Annotated in this window: 15 protein-coding genes; 3 read left to right on the top strand and 12 right to left on the bottom strand. The window is 67.9% G+C overall.

Annotated elements, in window-relative coordinates; translation table 11 throughout:
- From DAT35_RS31390 to DAT35_RS31360, 7 genes are all read right to left on the bottom strand, one after another.
- Window positions 1–498, bottom strand: a complete 498-nt coding sequence (locus DAT35_RS31390) for a DUF2169 domain-containing protein (RefSeq protein ID WP_233261834.1) — start codon at window positions 496–498, stop codon at window positions 1–3.
- A 118-nt stretch (window positions 499–616) separates the two neighbouring features.
- Window positions 617–1,378 (bottom strand): SMI1/KNR4 family protein, encoded by a 762-nt coding sequence (locus DAT35_RS31385; protein WP_233261851.1) that lies wholly within the window; start codon window positions 1,376–1,378, stop codon window positions 617–619.
- 150 nt (window positions 1,379–1,528) lie between these two features.
- On the bottom strand, window positions 1,529–2,287 hold the full coding sequence (locus DAT35_RS31380) for an SMI1/KNR4 family protein (RefSeq protein ID WP_233261850.1): 759 nt from the start codon (window positions 2,285–2,287) through the stop codon (window positions 1,529–1,531).
- A 38-nt stretch (window positions 2,288–2,325) separates the two neighbouring features.
- A complete protein-coding gene (locus tag DAT35_RS31375) occupies window positions 2,326–3,651 on the bottom strand; it encodes a DUF4150 domain-containing protein (protein WP_108071864.1) in 1,326 nt (441 codons plus the stop codon).
- Window positions 3,648–4,697, bottom strand: coding sequence for a 3-oxoacyl-ACP synthase (locus tag DAT35_RS31370; protein WP_108071862.1), 1,050 nt, complete (start codon window positions 4,695–4,697; stop codon window positions 3,648–3,650). The genes DAT35_RS31375 and DAT35_RS31370 overlap by 4 nt, the downstream gene beginning before the upstream one ends.
- Complete coding sequence (locus DAT35_RS31365; protein ID WP_108071860.1) at window positions 4,694–5,716, bottom strand: DUF2169 domain-containing protein; 1,023 nt, start codon at window positions 5,714–5,716, stop codon at window positions 4,694–4,696. The genes DAT35_RS31370 and DAT35_RS31365 overlap by 4 nt, the downstream gene beginning before the upstream one ends.
- 6 nt (window positions 5,717–5,722) lie before the next feature.
- Window positions 5,723–7,012, bottom strand: coding sequence for a TIGR02270 family protein (locus DAT35_RS31360; protein ID WP_108071858.1), 1,290 nt, complete (start codon window positions 7,010–7,012; stop codon window positions 5,723–5,725).
- Between the two features lie 141 nt (window positions 7,013–7,153).
- Here DAT35_RS31360 and DAT35_RS31355 point away from each other — a divergent pair.
- Window positions 7,154–7,968, top strand: a protein-coding gene (locus tag DAT35_RS31355) for an IS5 family transposase (protein WP_199243053.1) whose coding sequence is annotated in 2 segments (ribosomal slippage) — window positions 7,154–7,496 and window positions 7,496–7,968 — 816 coding nt in all. Because the reading frame shifts where the segments join, the coding sequence is not laid out codon by codon here.
- 204 nt (window positions 7,969–8,172) lie between these two features.
- On the opposite strand, the gene DAT35_RS31350 is transcribed toward DAT35_RS31355, so the two are convergent.
- The 5 genes from DAT35_RS31350 to DAT35_RS31330 form a co-directional block, all read right to left on the bottom strand.
- Entirely contained in the window at window positions 8,173–8,760 is a 588-nt protein-coding gene (locus tag DAT35_RS31350) for a DUF6484 domain-containing protein (RefSeq protein WP_108071854.1), read from the bottom strand.
- Window positions 8,761–9,144: 384 nt separating this feature from the next.
- A complete protein-coding gene (locus tag DAT35_RS31345) occupies window positions 9,145–9,843 on the bottom strand; it encodes a DUF4382 domain-containing protein (protein ID WP_108071852.1) in 699 nt (232 codons plus the stop codon).
- A gap of 110 nt (window positions 9,844–9,953) precedes the next feature.
- Window positions 9,954–11,024: an extensin-like protein gene (locus tag DAT35_RS31340; protein WP_108071850.1), complete on the bottom strand. Its 1,071-nt coding sequence runs from the start codon at window positions 11,022–11,024 to the stop codon at window positions 9,954–9,956.
- 35 nt (window positions 11,025–11,059) lie between these two features.
- Window positions 11,060–12,019, bottom strand: a complete 960-nt coding sequence (locus tag DAT35_RS31335) for a ParA family protein (protein WP_108071848.1) — start codon at window positions 12,017–12,019, stop codon at window positions 11,060–11,062.
- Window positions 12,020–12,059: 40 nt separating this feature from the next.
- Complete coding sequence (locus DAT35_RS31330; RefSeq protein ID WP_199243052.1) at window positions 12,060–13,796, bottom strand: HEAT repeat domain-containing protein; 1,737 nt, start codon at window positions 13,794–13,796, stop codon at window positions 12,060–12,062.
- Window positions 13,797–14,432: 636 nt separating this feature from the next.
- Between DAT35_RS31330 and DAT35_RS31325 the strand changes: the two genes are divergently transcribed.
- Window positions 14,433–14,897, top strand: coding sequence for a helix-turn-helix domain-containing protein (locus tag DAT35_RS31325; protein ID WP_108071843.1), 465 nt, complete (start codon window positions 14,433–14,435; stop codon window positions 14,895–14,897).
- A gap of 195 nt (window positions 14,898–15,092) precedes the next feature.
- A complete protein-coding gene (locus DAT35_RS31320; RefSeq protein WP_108071841.1) occupies window positions 15,093–15,995 on the top strand; it encodes a fatty acid desaturase in 903 nt (300 codons plus the stop codon).
- Window positions 15,996–16,035 lie beyond the last annotated feature (40 nt).

Here is a 16,035-nt window from a genome sequence, read left to right as displayed (position 1 = left end):
TCAATCCGTCCTCGAGGTAACGACTGTGAAGTCGAGCTGGTCGGTCTCTCGTGGGCCGACCCTCAAGCCGGTCTGATAAATCATGCGCACCTTCTTCAGCTCAGGCTCGATGACCACCGTGCCCAGGGTGGCCACGTGGAAGCGCCGGATGGCCCCGAAGTAGGTGGTGAAGCCAAAATGCAGACGTGGCAGCGAGAAGTGGAGCGAGCCCCGAGGCGTGAGATGCACCAGGGCCATCTTCTCTCCACCTACGAGGCGGCGCGACGGCCGCTGGTCGACAGGCGAGCAGAGGGCGGAGCGCTCGTCGTAGTTGCGTGGCAGCAGCGGGTGTCTCGTCTTCCGCCATGCCTCGTCGAAAGTCCCGGCCAGCTCCAGCCGCGGAGACCAGTGACTGGCAATGGGGCCGAATCCGGCCGGGCCCAGTTCCGCCGGCTTGCCTCGCAGGTACTCGATGCGGTGCGCGGGCTGGCCCACGAGGTACGCATCACGGCTGGCCACCCCGCGGCCGTCGCATGTTACGGCCCCTCATTGTTCCAAGTGACGCACCATCACCGTCTCCAGCGCAGCGACGCGGCGTTGAGTTAAGTTCGCCAGACCATGTGAACGGCGACGCTCGTCAATCACCGCTCAACTCCTGATTGTGGTCCTGGATTACTTCATCCAGGAACTGTTGCTGGGTCTTGTCGCGCGCACGCAACTCCAGGCCCGTTCTTGGGATTGATGCTGAAGGCGCACTGATAAGGATGACTGCGCCGCGCTCCTGGTGCTCAAGAGGAATCACTGATGACGAGGCCCCGAGTTCGGTGAGCGAGAATCCCAAGCGAGTGAAGAACTTGTAGGCCTTGGACGGAGTCTCGGGTTTCGGCCCAAGGCTGTAGTACTGCGTTTGTTTCTCCGGGTCGGTGTCAAAGACGACCCTGGACACAATTATCGTTCGTAGCCAATCGGAGAAGGTCGGGAAAGGCTGCTCGGCTGCACCCTTGCCGCGCACCAAGTCCTCTTCGTGAATGCGGATGATTGCCGCGTCACGTCCGTCAGATGTCGAACGGGAGAGTTCGAAGAAGTCGTCCGGGTGGCGGCCGTTGTAGTCGTCCTCGCCGATGGCGAACTTGAGGTAGCGGCGAGAATCGGGCCGCTCTCGTTGAGGGTCCTCTCGATCCTCAAGCAGCGCCGAAATAGAGGTCGTGCCGTAATACGTCAACCGCAAGCTGCCGGTCGATGCGCCCATGGTCGCGAGGAACTCGCGATACACGCGTGGCAGCGCGTCAAGCCCTCCATGGGGCTTGGCCAGGGCCGCAATCTGGTCGACCGTGGCCGGCTCGAAGCCCTGGGTGCTACCGGGCTTCCATCGTTCCATGAACGCGAGCAAGCCCGGCATCGACAAGGGAGGGGGGGCCCCAAGAAGCTTTGACCAGGTCATCCGCACGTCTGCGCCTCGAGGTCACACCGGGCCATGAAAAGCGTATCCTGGCACGACTGACAGGAAAGCACGGTTTCTTCCGCCAGACCCTGTGAACGACGACCCTCGTCAACCACCGCTCAACTCCTGCTTGTGGTCCTCAATTACTTCGTTTAGGAGTGCCTGTTGGGACTTGTCACGCGCGCGCAACTCCACACCCGTTCTTGGAATTGATGTCGAGGGCGCGCTGACAAGGGCGATTGCGCCGCGTTCCGGGTGTTCGAGAGGGACGACGTCTAATGAAGCCCCGAGTTCAGTGAGCGAGAATCCTATGCGAGTGAAGAACTCGTACGTCCTGGCCGGAGTCTCGGGTTTTGGACCAAGGTTGTAGTACTGCGTTTGTTCTTCTGGGTCAGTCGCAAAGACGACTCTGGCTATGACCATCGTTCGTAGCCAGTCGGAGAAAGTCGGGAAGGCCTGCTCGACTGCGCCCTTGCCGCGCACTAAGTCCTCTTCGTGAACGCGGATAATTGCCGCGTCCCGCCCGTCGGGTGTTGGATGGGTGAGATCAAAGAAGTCGTCCGGGTAGCGTTCCTCGGGGTGCTCCTCACCGATGGTGAACTTGAGGTAGCGGCGAGCATCGGGCCGCTCTCGTTGAGGGTCCTCGCGGTCCTCAAGCAGAGCCGAAATCGAGGTCGTGCCAGCCTTCAATCGCAAGTTGCCCGTCGATGCCCCCATGGTCTCGAGGAACTCGCGATACACGCGTGGCAGTGCATTGAGCCCTCCATGTGGCTTGGCCAAGGCAGCAATCTGCTCGGCCGTGGCTGGTTCGAAACCCTGAGTGCTCCCGGGCTTCCAGCGCTCCATGAACGCGAGCAAGCCCCTCATCGTCAAGGGAGGGGGGGCCTTGAGAATCTCTGACCAGGTCATTTGGAATTGTTGCACGTCTGCACCTCGAGGTCGCAGCGGGCCATGAAAAGCGTGTCCTGACACGTCTGACAGGAGAGCACAGTCTCCTCCGACTTGCGTCGCATTTTGACGCGTTGCTCGACATGCTCGCCGCCCTCCCCTCTATTGATAGCGGCGGCGCGCGGAGGCTTCCAAGTCCCCTCACTCTGAGATGGAGAGTAGTCGCCGGGGCCGCGATAGAATACCTCGAAGTTGAACTTCTCTGTGCCGGAGAAAGCGAAGTACATCTCGGTCATTGAGTTCGCGACGTGACCACTCTTTCCGATGAGCTTTGCGCCTGCACAGCTTCCGGGCTTGTTTTTGTATCCAGGCTTCTCTTGTCTGATCTTTCGCTCCGTGGCATCCCACTGCTCTGTCATTTTTGCGATGGCCTCAGCATCTCCTGCGGCACATCTTGGGTTTCTGGCCATGAAGTCATTCAACATGGCGGGCTCCTCTATGACCTCGCAACCGTGAGCCTCGGCGATGGCCTTGAACCCGGGAGGCGTTTCGCCACCTGATACTGCGGCGAACTTCTCGCCGTTGCGGCACACCATGACCCCGACCATGTACCCGCCAGACCCGCGACGATGCTTCCCGTGCTCATCGCGCTCCTGCTCAAGTGCGGTGATTTGCACCCTTCGCGAATCCAGGGTTGATTGGTTGATTTTCTGATTTTGACGCTGAATGCGCTCGAGTTCGGCGACCTTCATTGCGAGCTTTTGGTTTGCCTCGGCCCATTTGGCCTCGCTCGCCTTGAGGTCATCAAGAATCTTCTTTGCGATGTCGAGGCTTTGGCCCTCCTCTGTTTCTTGCCGCTCAATCACCGCATGGCTGTCCGGGTCCTTCTGGCAGATGATGCACGCGCCCTCGAAGTCATCCGCGTAGGCGAATCCCGTCCCGTTATACCCATTCGACATGAAGGTGGTGTTGAACGAGTTGCCGTTGTGGAGGGTGACGTCGAGGAAGCGCACGACGCCCTTGCCTTCAATCTTCACGTCCACGCTGCCGCTGCCCCAGGCCATCTTCCCTTTGAACTTGGAGGAGATGAGGCCGCCCGCCGTCCCCGGCTCATCGCCCGAGCTGGTGCTCAGCTCGGAGTCGGTCAGCGCCACGGGGTGGCCATTGATGGTGACGCTCTTGCTCCCCTTGGTGAGCATGGAGTCCTGGGCCGAGTTGACGAAGGGCGTGGGCACCGGCCCTCCCGGCGTCGGCACCTTGCAGACGTCGGGCGCGGCCGAGGTGTGCGTGTTGCCGCTCCCCTTGTGCAGGATGGAGCGGCCGTTGGCGAAGACCTTGCTCATGGTTCCTCCTTGGTGCTTCGAATCATCTCCACGACGCAGGCACCAATGCGCCCACCATCGGCACTGCCATAGACGAGTGTCCTGCGTGCGCTGGGCTGATGCCAGCGCGCCCGATGCAGGGCCACGCCCAGCATGACGGGGCCCGCGCCGGCCCCCGCGTCCCCCAGTCCTTCGCCCGCGACGTGCACACGGAGGGGCTCGGGCAGGAGGGCGGCGTTGCGCAGGTAGGCGCGGGAGAACTCGGTGCTCCAGAAAGAGTCTCCGGGCTGACATGCCAGGGCGGCGTCCACGCGCCGCGCGCCCGTCACCGCGTCTCGCCGTAGGGTATGGAGGACTTCCGTCAGCCCCTCGGCCAGGCTGGGGCCGCGCTGCAAGAAGGGCCGCGGCTCCACCGCGAGGGCCGTGCCCAGCAGGACGCCCGTGGCCTCCAGCTTCAGGGACTTGGGGGCGCCCGGCCGTGCCAGGGCGACGAAGCCCGCCGCCTCGCCTGGAATCCTCCCGTCTGGATTCCGGCGCCCCAGGTGCAGCCGTGCCGCGGCCAATGCCTCCAGCGAAGCGCCGTCCGCCAGCGAGTCCACCGCGCCGACCAGCGCCAGCGCCCCCGCGCGGCCGGAGTGCAAGTCCTTCTGGGCGGAGGCCAGGGCCTCGAAGAAGGCGGCCCGCCCGGACTCGTGCACCTTCACCACTTCCAGCCGTCCCTCTGACTCGGACAGTAGCGCCGGCACCAGCGCCTCCTGCTCCACCCGGGCGCCCAGCCCCGCCTCGGGCAGTCCAAGGTACAGCGGCACTCGCCCTGGGGGGAGGGATGCCAGCAGTGGCCGCACCCCGGCGAGGGCCTGGCGGGCCAGCGCCGCCATGCGTTGAGTGCGAGAGAGGGAAGTGTCGAGGAGACTCAGCCGCGAGGCCCGCACGGGCTCCGCCACTTCGTCCAGCACCTCCGTCCGGCTGAAGCGCACCAGGCCGGCGCGCAGCGACGCCAGCGTCATGTGCGTCGAGGTGCCAACGGGCGTGCACAGTCCCAGCCCCACTACCTGCGCTCCACTCATGGCGCGTCCTCCCCGGGCAAGAGCAGCCGCACGGTGCTCACCTCATGCAGGGCCAACTGCCGATGCGCGGGAAACTTCACCCGCCAGGTGAGGACGAGGCGGCGCTCCTCCGGCTCCAGCAGCACTGTGTCCAGCACCATGCGCCGCCTCTCCCTCCGTCCGGCGAAGGTGCAGCGGGCCAGCAGCCGGTAGGTGGGAAGGGTGAAGGCCAGGGGCCCGTCGGGGGAGACGCCCTCCAGCACCACCGGCTCTCCTCCTTGCAGGTGCGTCGAGGCCCGCAGGCCCTCGGGCGCAGCGTGGAAGAAGCGCTCGTCGAAGTCCCGGGGCCAGAATGGGGCGCGCTTCTCCACCCAGGCCGCGTCGTACGTCCCCGCCCAACCCCGGCGCGGCGGCCAGTGTCGCGCCACCGGGCCGAAGCCGCAGGGCGGTGGCCTGTCCGCCCAGCCGCGCACGAGGGCCTCGGGCGCCTCAACGGAGGGAAGGGGCTTCTCCACCGCCTCCTTGGCGCTCGTGTAGAAGCCGCGGCCCACGGGGTTGCGCGCCTCTTGGCCCGAGGCCGTGGTGCCGCCGAAGGCGTACTCGTACCGCAGCGGCACGGACTCGAAGGGCAGCGCGTCCGAGGCGCTCAGCCCCATGAGGCTTTGGTACCAGACGCGCGTGCCGGTAACGGTGGCCCGCTTCTCCAGCGTGCCCACCCGCACCGCCACCTGCGTGCGTGTCACCTTGCGACCCCGGGGCGCCCAGGCCTGGCCGTGCAGCAGCACGTCCGTGCCGGGCCGCATGTAAGCGGATTGCGACTCGTAGCGCAGGCTCGACTTCTCCGGCTCGCCCCAATACGTGTCCGTGGTGGCAGGCGGCAGGTGCTCCTCGCGCACCGCCAGAGGTGCGTTCGTGGCGCGCCCGGCCGGGGGCAGGACGAAGCTGCCGGCGACGACGAGGACGAGGCACTCCTCGCCCTCCTTCGTCAACGAGAGGAAGTCGGTGGCCGCGAAGGGCGTGAGGTTTTCGAGGGTAGGCATGGGACGTCAGCGCAGGGTGGAGACCAGGGGCGTGCCACGGACGAGGGCGGCGGTGGCTCGGGCCCGGGCGAGGGCTTCACGTTGGCGGTGGGTGAAGGCGCGGGTGGGAATGTTGTGCTGGCCCCGGGTCCGAATGGCCAACTCCCGCGCGAGTACGTGCCGGCGCCGCATGGGACTGGTTTCCAGGGCCTCCAGCAGCACCGGGCCACTGAAGGGCTGGCCCATGAGGTAGCGCGTGCCCTTCGCGAAGCGCGTCTGGTTCTGCGCCCACCAGGCCCTCACCGCGGCCACGTGCGGCCAGGGCAGGTCGTCCTCCGGCCGGGGCACCAGGTCGGCGTCCAGACTCTCCTGCTCCTCGGGTGGAGGAGGAGCGCCTTCGGGCCGCTCGCCTGGAGGCAGGGCATGGGCGCCCTCCAGCCGCAGGCCCGTCATGGCCGCGAAGGCCTCTCCCGCCAGCCGCGCCACCTCGGGCACCTCGAGATACTTCACGCAGGACTCCATGGCCGCCACCCGGCCGCTGAAGCCCAGGGCCCAGAGGGCGTCCGCACGCAACTCGGCAGACTCCAGCCAGTCCACCAGGAGAGATGCCTCCGCCTCATCGCCGCCCAGGGCCAGCAGCACCATGGCTTCCCGGGCATACGCGCCGGGCGACTGCACCGCCTTGCGGCAGGCCTCCCAGGCCAGACGCACTCCGGAGGCCAGTCCCGCCTCCATGGCCGCCGCACGAATGCCGGAGTGCGCCGAGTCCAGCAGCGAGGGCAAATACCTGCGCACCACCTCCTCCGGCAGCGGCACCGCCCCGCGCAGGGCCGCTACCCGCGCCCGCTGCTCGTCATGTCTGAAGAAGCGCGCCAGCACCTCGGCAGGCGCCTCCTGGCGGAAGGCCAGTGCCTCCAGCACTCCGGCCTGCGGGGCCGAGTCCTCCAGCTTCAGCAACTCCAGGAGGCGTGCGCCCAGGCCCGGTGCCTCACTCACCTCCAACGCCCGGAGAATGGCGGCACGGGCCGGCGCTTCCGCCCCTCGCAGCCGCACCAGCACCTCCTCCACCTCCCCCAGCGCCAGCAGCGCGTGGGCCGCGGCCGAAATACGTGACGCCTCCTCTGAGTCGAAGGCCGGGCGCACCACGGTGTCGAGCGCGTCCTCGTCCTCCAGCCCCTCCAGGTGCGCCAGCAGCCTTTCCTCGCGCTCCGCCGTCTCCGCCAGCGTGAAGTCCGGTGCCACCAGGGCCCTTTCCCACTGCACCCACCGGAAGGCCGCCTCGTCCAGGTACTCCTCCAGCACGTCCACCAACACCATGACGCCGCCCCCTTAAAACTCGTTTCAAAAATGGACCAGGGCAGGCAGGTGACATGACCTACCTGCTCAGCTCGTTTCAGAAATGAACCTCGGAGGTGAGGGGGATGCCTACTACGTTTCCGGTGAGCACCTTCGCGAGGCATGAAGCGCGAACTGGTCCCGGACGAGTTGTGGAAGCGGGTGGCTCCACTCCTGCCACGACACCGACATTGGAGAGGGAGAGGTCGTCCTCCTCGAGATGACCGGGCGTGCCTGCGGGGCATCATCTTCGTGCTCAAGACGGGTATCGCCTGGCGCGACCTGCCAGCCGAGGTGTTCGGGTGCAGTGGGGCAACGTGCTGGCGAAGGCTGCGCCAGTGGAGTCGAGCGGGGGTGTTCGAGAAGCTACAACGGGAGTTGCTCAACGAGCTGGGCCAACAAGGGCTCATCGACTGGAGCCGGGCCGTGTTCGACTCCAGCAGCGTGCGGGCCGAAAAAGGGGGGAACAGACGGGCCCGAATCCAACAGATAGAGGGAAAGCGGGCAGCAAGCACCACCTGGTCGTAGACCGTGAGGGACTGCCACTGGCGGTCTTGCTGTCGGCGGCCAACGTGCACGACAAGCGCAAGGCGCTGCCGCTCCTCGACGCCATCCTCCCCATCAAAGGACCACGCGGCAGGCCCAGGAGGCGTCCAGCAAAAGGACATGGCGACAAGGGGTACGACTACCCCGATGTCCGACGCAACATGCGCCGGCGCCACATCATCCCCCGCATCGCACGCAGGGGTATCGAGTCGAAGGAGCGGCTGGGGCGTCATCGCTGGGTGGTGGAGCGCTCCTTGGGGTGGCTTCACAAGATGAAACGCCTGCGGGTGCGCGAGGAGCGAAGCGCTCAAATGCACCTCGCGCTTCTCCGTCTCGGCTGCTGCCTCATCCTCTACCGGGAGCTGGAGCGCCACTTACGCGATGGGCCCTGAGCAGGCAGGGCATGTTACCCGCCCTCTCTGGTCCATTTTTGAAACGAGTTTTAAGTTGATTTGAACCCAGCCGCCCCGGAGGCGAATGACGCCCTCGGCGCACGTCTCCACGTACGTCCCCTTGAGGAGAATGCGTCCACTGCGCAGCAGCGTCAGACTCGCGCGGCCGCACCGCAGGGTGAGACGCTCCTGACTCTGGATAAGCTAGACGTCCGCTGCGTCTTCTCCCGGGAGGAGGCATCCTGCCTCCCAAGGCCGGGCTTCCTCCTCGTATGCCGAGGCGGCCTGCACACCCGGCGTGTGGACCTGGACGGACATGCCCTTGAGGCGGAGTGTGCCCTCGGCCGTCGTTTCGACGGACGTCCCCTTCAGGGAGACCTTCCCGTTGCGCAGCAGGGTGACGGATGCCTCTCCACAGCGCAGGGCGAGTCCGTCCTGGCCCTGGATGACGCGAGCGCGTGACTCGGCGGCCTCCTCCAGCGCAGCCTGCAACGCATTCGGCTGGGCGTCCCTCGGAGCGACGGGCAGAAGGGCCATGATGATGGGGTGCCGCGGGTCTCCATCCTCGAAGCGGAGCTCCACCGGCTGACGCGTCTCGATCGCGGCCTGAAGTCCCACAGCGTCCAACCGCACGGCCTTGCGCGCCACGCGAGGGCCCACCGGATTGCCTTCGAAATCCACCACCGGCCGGCCTTCGCCGTCCGTCCCGATGATGCGCCCCAGGCGGCTCTCCCAAAGAGGCTCCAACGTCACCTCGGGTGAGGAGGCGTGCAAAGACAACAGGCGATTCATGGGAACTCCCCCCTCTGCGAAATGCAATAACAGGGCGCTGGATGGACGACCTGGATGGGCAAAGCCTCCAGCCCTTGCTGGAGCCGAATTCCCCGGCGCAGCGATGCTAGCAGTTGAACGTGTCTCTACCGGGCGACCCTACCAGCCCGGGCTGACTCGCGATGCATGAGGCATGCTGGGGATGAAGGGCCACACTCAAAGTGCAACCGGGCTGAAATACCGAAACCAGGCGTCGACGTCGGACGCTGACGGCATGACGTGTGTTGCCCGCATTTCCATCTGCGGTCCGTATGGGGTGTGCGCACCGGCTGCCAGACGTGAAAAAGCCCGCCGGGTCACCAGGACCCAGGCGGGCTCACGAAAGTACGGCGAGGGAGCGCGCGGCTACTTCTTGCTGTCGTCGCCCTTGTCGTCGCCCGACTTGTCCTCGATCTCGAACTTCTTCACCTTCAGCACCGGGTTGAGCCGGTACGCGCAGGTGGCGCCACCGTCGGCCAGCTTCTCCGAGTCCTTGAGCTTCAGGCTGATGATGGCGTGGTGCTTGCCACCGGCCTCGATCTTCATGGCCTTGTAGACGCCCTCGATCTTCACGCCCGGGTTGATGGCGCTCTTGGGGACGATGAGATCGCACACGGTGCCATTGGTCTCCTCCACGGCGCCCGCGATGCGGTACTTGTCACTGCCCTCCGCGGCGGTGCCCTTCAGCTTGAGGCGAATCTGGGTGATCTTCCCCTCGGGCACGGTGATGTCGCCGAGCGGCTTCGTCGCCTGGTTGCGCACCGTCATGAGGTCGATGGCCGTCTCCGTGGAGGACACCTGCTGCCACTTCTTGTCGGAGTCGTCCACCTTCGAGCCCTCGACGTCGTCCTGGGCCTCCTGGCCCTCCACGTGCACCCAGATTTCACTCACGGTCACCTTGACCGACTTCACCGTGGTGAGGTCCACGGACTCGCCGAGTGCGCGGACAGTGGAGAGCGAGGTGTTCTCGGCCGCGTCATCGCTGTTGATGTCGAGGCTGAGCGAGCTACCGCCACCGCAGGCGGCGAGGAGCAGGGGGGCGACGAGAAGAAATTTGCGCTTCATGTGAGTGGTCCTTCGTGCAGGTCCGGCCCTGATGACGGGAAAAAGACCCGGCCACTCACTTCGCGGCCACAGCCCCGGGGACACACTCCCGGGGCCGAAGTGGGAGGATGTCAGCGCGCCACGGCCTGACTGAGAGCGCGGTGCACGGCCTCGAGCGCCTTGCGGGCCTCGAGCAGCTCGGCGCGCTCGGCGGTGAGCGAGGCCACCTGCTGGGCCAGCACGTCCCGCTCACCCTGGAGCGTATCCACGGCGCGGCGAAGCACGGCGGCCTCGTCCTTGGCGGACTCCAGCTCGCTGGCGAGCCGCTCCTCCTCGGAGAGGCTGTCGGCGAGCGCCTTCTTGGCCTCGGCGACGGCGGCCTCGAGCGTGGTGCGCTCCTGGGCTTGGGCCTGCATGGCCTGACGCGCCTCCTGGAGGGAGAGCAGGGCCTCGTCGCGCTCGCCCTCCAGCGCGGCCAGCTCGCGCTCGAGGTCGGCCAGCAGCTTCACGCGGCCCTCCATCTCGGTGGCGAGCCTGCGGGCCTCGTCCATGCGCAGGCGGGCCTCCTCGGTGGCCTTCTCCGCCTGGCGCCGGGACACCTCCAGGTCCTGCGTGAGCGAGAGGTTGAGCGCCTTCACCTTGGTGAGCTCGCTCTGCAGCGCGGAGATGCGCTCCACCGCGCGCATTCCGGCCTCGGCGACGCTGGCGGGCAGGGGCTCGGGACGCGGGTTCTCGCGCACCGCCTTGAGGCGCTCCTTGAGCCGCTCGCGGCGCGCGTGCGTGTCCACGTCCTCGCGGGGCGGCGGGGCCGGCGTCTGCACCTCCACCTCGTGCTCGGGAGCCTCCACGCGGGCCACCGTCGTGACGGAGGCCTGGGCCACGGGCGCGGCCATCTCCACGGCGTGCGGCTCCGGGTGCGCCTGCGCGCGAAGGGCGGCGTCAATCACCTCGGAGGCGGTGGGGCGCGGGGCGCGGGCGCGCTCGATGCGGGCACGGACCTCGGTGGACAGGTCGTTGGTGACGGAGGGCAGCTCGGGGGCCCGGGTGGGCTCGGGGGCCGCGAGCTGCTCGGGCTCGGGAGCCTGGACCTGCTCGGGCTCCTGGGTCTCCTCGGGGGCGGCGGGGTCGACGACGCCGGTGAATGCTCCCAGACGGAGGCGCGGCTTGGCGCGGGACACGTTCTGTTCGAAGGCCTTCTTCATGGGCGAGCCTGAAAGCGGAGGAGGAGGGGTGGACGTCAACCGGCCTGCTGCGAACCGCTATCGCTACCGGGAGCCGAGCCCGCCCGCAAGCGCGGAAGCACGTTCTGGATGAGGGCCTCGATGTCGGTGGCCCCCTTGGAGCCGGGGTCCGCCACGAAGACGGGCCGGCCCTCGCTGGAGGCCTGCGCGAACTTGGTGCACTGCCGGATGATGGTGGGCAGCAGGTACTCCGGGTAGTGCGTCTGGAGGGCCTCGAGCGCCTCCTTCGCCAGCTTGAAGGTGGCGTTGAAGGAGTTGACCACGATGAAGACGTGGTCCAGCACGTGGTTGAGGTCCTCCTCCAGGCTCTGCACCGTCTCGAAGAGCAGCTTGAGGCCGTGGAAGGAGAGGAAGTCGGCCAGCACCGGGACGAACAGGTCGTTGGCCGCCATCAGCGCGTTGAGGTTGAGCAGGCCGAAGGAGGGAGGCGCGTCGAAGACGATGACGTCGTACTGGGACTCCACGTCCTTGAGGGCGTTGCGCAGCTTGAACTCGCGGCCCGCCATGGGCATCAGCGCCAGGTCCACCGTGGACATGGTGAGGTTGGAGGGGACGAAGTGCAGGTTGGGCAGGGAGGACTTCTGGATGACCTCGGCCATGGGCGCCTTGCGCACCAGGACGTTGAGGAGCGTCTTGTCGAAGTCCTCGCCCTCGAAGCCCAGGCACTTGGTGGCGTGGCCCTGGCTGTCGAGGTCCACGATGAGGACGTTGTAGCCCAGCTCCGCCAGGCGCCAGGCGTAGGAGGTGGAGAGGGACGTCTTGCCCGTGCCGCCCTTGAAGTTGAGGAAGAGCTGCTTGCGGCGGCCGAGCGACGGCGGGTAAGCGCCGAGCTGCGCGCGCAGGGCCCACACCTCGGTCCCCGTGTAGCTGTCCTGCTTCAGCGCCGAGGCGATGGACTTTGGTGGCAGGCCGAGCATCTCGGCCACCTGCTTGGAGCTGTACGTCGGCGCGTCCATGAAGAACCCTTCGTCGAATCCCCGGGGGACATACCTTGCCTCAAGCGGCGAAGTATTTGTGTCCCCTCCGTATGATCGCCCCCCTGGCCACCAGCAGGGCGAGCGCCTCCTCGGCCAGCTCGGCGGACGCGGAGATACCGGAAGTCAGCTCCCCAAGCGAGCGGCCCCGGATGGCCGCGCGAATCTCCGACATCAAGGGCCCACACAGGGCCTCCACCGGGGAGGAAGCGGCCTGACGCGCGGAGGGACGCGGTGCGGCCGCGGGGGTGGCGGCAATCCGGACAGCCTGGGCCGCGCTGCGCACCGGAGCGGCGTTCACGGCCGGAGCCGGCGCACGGTGGACGGTGGGCGAAGCGGGCACGGGGCGCGCGGAAGGCCCGGACGGAGCGGCCGGAGCCGGAGCCCGGACGGAGGCCACCGGGGCGGGCGCGGCCACCGGAGCAGGCGCGGCCACGGGAGCGGGCTCGACGAGACGCACGGGCGGAGGGGGCTTCGGGGCGAGCGAGGCGCGCACGGGCTGGACGGGGAGCGCGGCGAGCCGGCGGATTTCGCGGCGGCGGCGGCCCTCGTCCATGTCCACCACGGCGGAGACGTCCTGGCCGAGGATGCGCGAGAGGCTCTGCGCGGCCGAGCGGCGCACGCGCACCTCCGGGTCCTTCAGAGCCTCGAGCAAAAGCGAACGAGCGTTCTCTCCGCTGCCGGCCCCCAGAGCGAGGGCGGCGAGGCTGCGCACCTCGGCGTCCGGGTCGTGGATGGCCTCCTCGCCCAGACGGCGCGCGTTCTCCCCCTCCAGGCCGAGCGCCAGGAGCGAGGCGCGGCGGCGCACGGAGCGGTCGGGGTCCTTCACGGCCTGGGCGAGGTGGGGCGCGGCCTCCTGGGGAGCCAGGGCCAGCAGGGCCTTGAGGGCGGCGATGCGGACCTCGGGGACGGAGGAGGCCAGCAGGGGCGACACCACCGAGGCCCCCTGCTCCTTGCCCACCTCGGCGAAGGCGGCCAGCAGGGCCACCTGGACGGAAGCATCCTTCTCCGCGTGCAGCGCGGTGGCCAGGGCGGGGGCGGCGGCGGACTGGCCCAGGGCCTTGAGGCGCTCGGCGGCGCGCACGCGCGAGGTGGCATCCGGCGCCGACAGCTCGCGCACGGAGAAGCCGAAGAGCGACTCGTCGTTGCCCCCGGAGAGCTCCGCCATCTGCCCGGGGCTCACCGCCAGACGCCCTTCCAGGTAGAGGCGCTGGGCGTGCTGCACCACGGGCGAGACAGGGGTCGCGGCCGCGGAGGCCGCCACCACCGCGAGCGCGGGAGCCGGCTCGGGCTCGGACTGCGCGGGCCAGGGGTATGCGGGAGCGGACTGCGCGGGCACCGACACGGCCTCGGCCGGACGCCCGAGCGCCTCGCTGCGCAGCTGGGAAATGAACGAGGCCAGGTCGATGCCCAGGCCGTCCTCATCGTCCTCCTCGCGCTCGGGCCGGTCCGAGGCGCGGATGCGGCTGGCCTCCAGCAACTTGCCGAGCAGCTGGCTGCGCTCGGTGCGAAGGGCCTGGTTGAGGCGGGTGAGCTCGTCGCGGTCGGCGCTCAGGCGGCCCAGGCGGACCTCCAGCTCCGCCACCTCGCGGCGCAGCGCCAGCTCGCGCTCCTCCGACTGGGACAGCTCGCGCTTGAGGTGCTCCATCTCCTCGTGCGTGGACGTCAGCTCGTGATGGAGCTGCTCGGCACGAGCCTCGAAGTAGACGATCTTTTCGAGTGCGCTTTTGAGCAGCGCGTCCGGACGCTCGTCGCTCACGGCCTGAACAGCCCTCCCTACCGGGGCACGCCAGAAGCCCTCCGCACCTGGGAACGCGGGGACTCCGGTACCCGGGAACCCCCGGGAGCGCGTCACCATATGTCAGACCTTCATGAGAGGTAAACCCCTGAAATGGTTGGGACTTTTCCGCATCGTCCCACCTCGGGGGTTGACAATCGCGCCGGGGCCGATTTCTCGGGCCTCCGAGCGATCGCCACCCCATGCCCGCACGAAGCGCGACGCCGGGCCGCGCGGGTGGGTGCCAGGCCGGAATCGCAGCCCCCCTCCTCAGTCATTCGACGGTGCGTGACTTGACAGGTGGGGCGCTCAGACTCAAGCTGAAAGGTAAGATGAAGCACGGCGGGCCATCCGGGCAGGTACCCGGGTGACTCGTGCATGAGCGCGGTGCTGGTGACACCGCGGCAGACCACACGGGTGTGGGCATTGGACGTGGGAGGCACCCGCCTCTCCGTGATGCCTCTCTCTTTCCCCTCTCCCGCGCAGCACGAGCCGCCTCCAGCCCATGACGGAGCCCGGGTGGGGTGTCGACTCGGAACCAACTCGAAAAGTTATCCGCTGACACATTACTCCAGAAGTCATATAACCCACGGAGTCAGGACGGAGCCGAGAGGATCCATGGCGTCGAAGACTACTTTTCCAGCCCCCCCCGAGCAGTCCTCCACGTCCCGGCGCGCGACGCGCGGCAAGGACGCCCCGCCACGGGGAAAACGCGAGGCGAAACAGAAACTGTCCAAGGCGCTGGGAGATGCGGCGCGCGAGGCACGGCAGCACGCGAGGCTGACCCAGGCGGACGTGGCCGAGCGCATCGGTGTTGCCACGGAGGTCTATGGACGATTGGAGCGCGGACTGTTGATGCCGAGCGTCCCCACGCTGCGCCGGTTGTGCGTGGCGCTGCGCCTGCCCGCGGATGCGCTGCTGGCGCTCGGCTCGGCGCAGCCCCCCACCTGGGTCGAGCCACCCGAGCCTTCCGAACCCGAAGAGCCGCAGATGAGGCGGTTGATGCGCCACGTGCGCAAGCTCAACGCCACGCAACTGCGCGCCCTATCGATGGTCGCCGCCACGCTCCGCCGCGAGGACTGAGCCCCGGTACGGCCGCCATGCGAGCACCCGGCGGGGGCCTCCCTCGTCTGCTCGCTATGGTTGTCCTGTCTCTCGGGAACTCCCCATCTCGCGCTCGCGCACGAGGGCGGGAAAGGCTCGCGTCTTCGCATTGATGCAACCGATTGGCGCCCGCGATGAAGCGGCGCCCATCGTGCGTCCGTACATCGACGCGGCATGACACGACCCTTCTCCACTCCTCCCGCGCTCGATGTCTCTCATCTCGCCGTCCACGCCCTCTGGTGGGCGTGGGCTCCCGCTCTGCTGCTGAGCTGGGATGCCCTGCCCATGCTGGGACGCGCCGCCATGCTGGTGCTCGGCTTCGTGCTCCTGTTCTGGAACTACGCCGTGCTCCACGACCACATGCACGTGCCCATCGCCCGGCCGCGAGCCCTGCGCTGGCTGGTGTCACGCACCCTCGGCCTGGCGTGTGGCTTCGCCTACCGCGGCTACCACATCCACCACTTCAACCATCACAGATACAATGATGGAGAGGGCGACTGGGGGCGGCGCCGTCCCGGCGAGCACGCGCTGACGTACCTGGTGCGCTCCACCCTCACGCCCTGGCTCTGGCCCTACTCGCTGCTGGCCAAGGTCTGGAAGGTCGCCGGCCAGAAGAAGGGCCAGCGCACGGAGCTGGTGCTCGACTTCATCCTGCTGGAGGGCACCCTGGTGGCCCTGGCCCTGTGGCGGCCCTGGCTGGCCCTCTCCTACCTGGGGATGATGCTCCTGGGGCAGATGTCCATCCACCTGCTCAACCTCGCCGCCCACCACGAGACGGACGCCACCCGGAAGGAGGCCCTGGGCGTCACCTCCACCTCCACCCTGTACAACCTCCTGTGCTTCAACGCGGGCTACCACCAGGCCCACCACCTGCGGCCCCAGGCCCCCTGGCGGGAGCTGCCGGCCCTGACGGCACGCCTGGCCACCGAGGGACTCGTCTCGCCCACCCTCCAGACTCCGCTGGCCCCCATCCATCCGTCCTGGGTGGCGCGGCTCATCCGGAGCTATGCTGCCGCGCCGTGCGCTCCGCAGAAGGACTCGACGACTACCTCCGAGACCCCATCGGCCGCTACCTGACGGGGGAGAGCTTCCTCCACTGGTACGCCTCACCCGAGGT

The organism is Vitiosangium sp. GDMCC 1.1324 (assembly GCF_003044305.1).
Lineage (GTDB): Bacteria > Myxococcota > Myxococcia > Myxococcales > Myxococcaceae > Archangium.
This window is presented reverse-complemented; position numbering and strand designations above follow the sequence as displayed.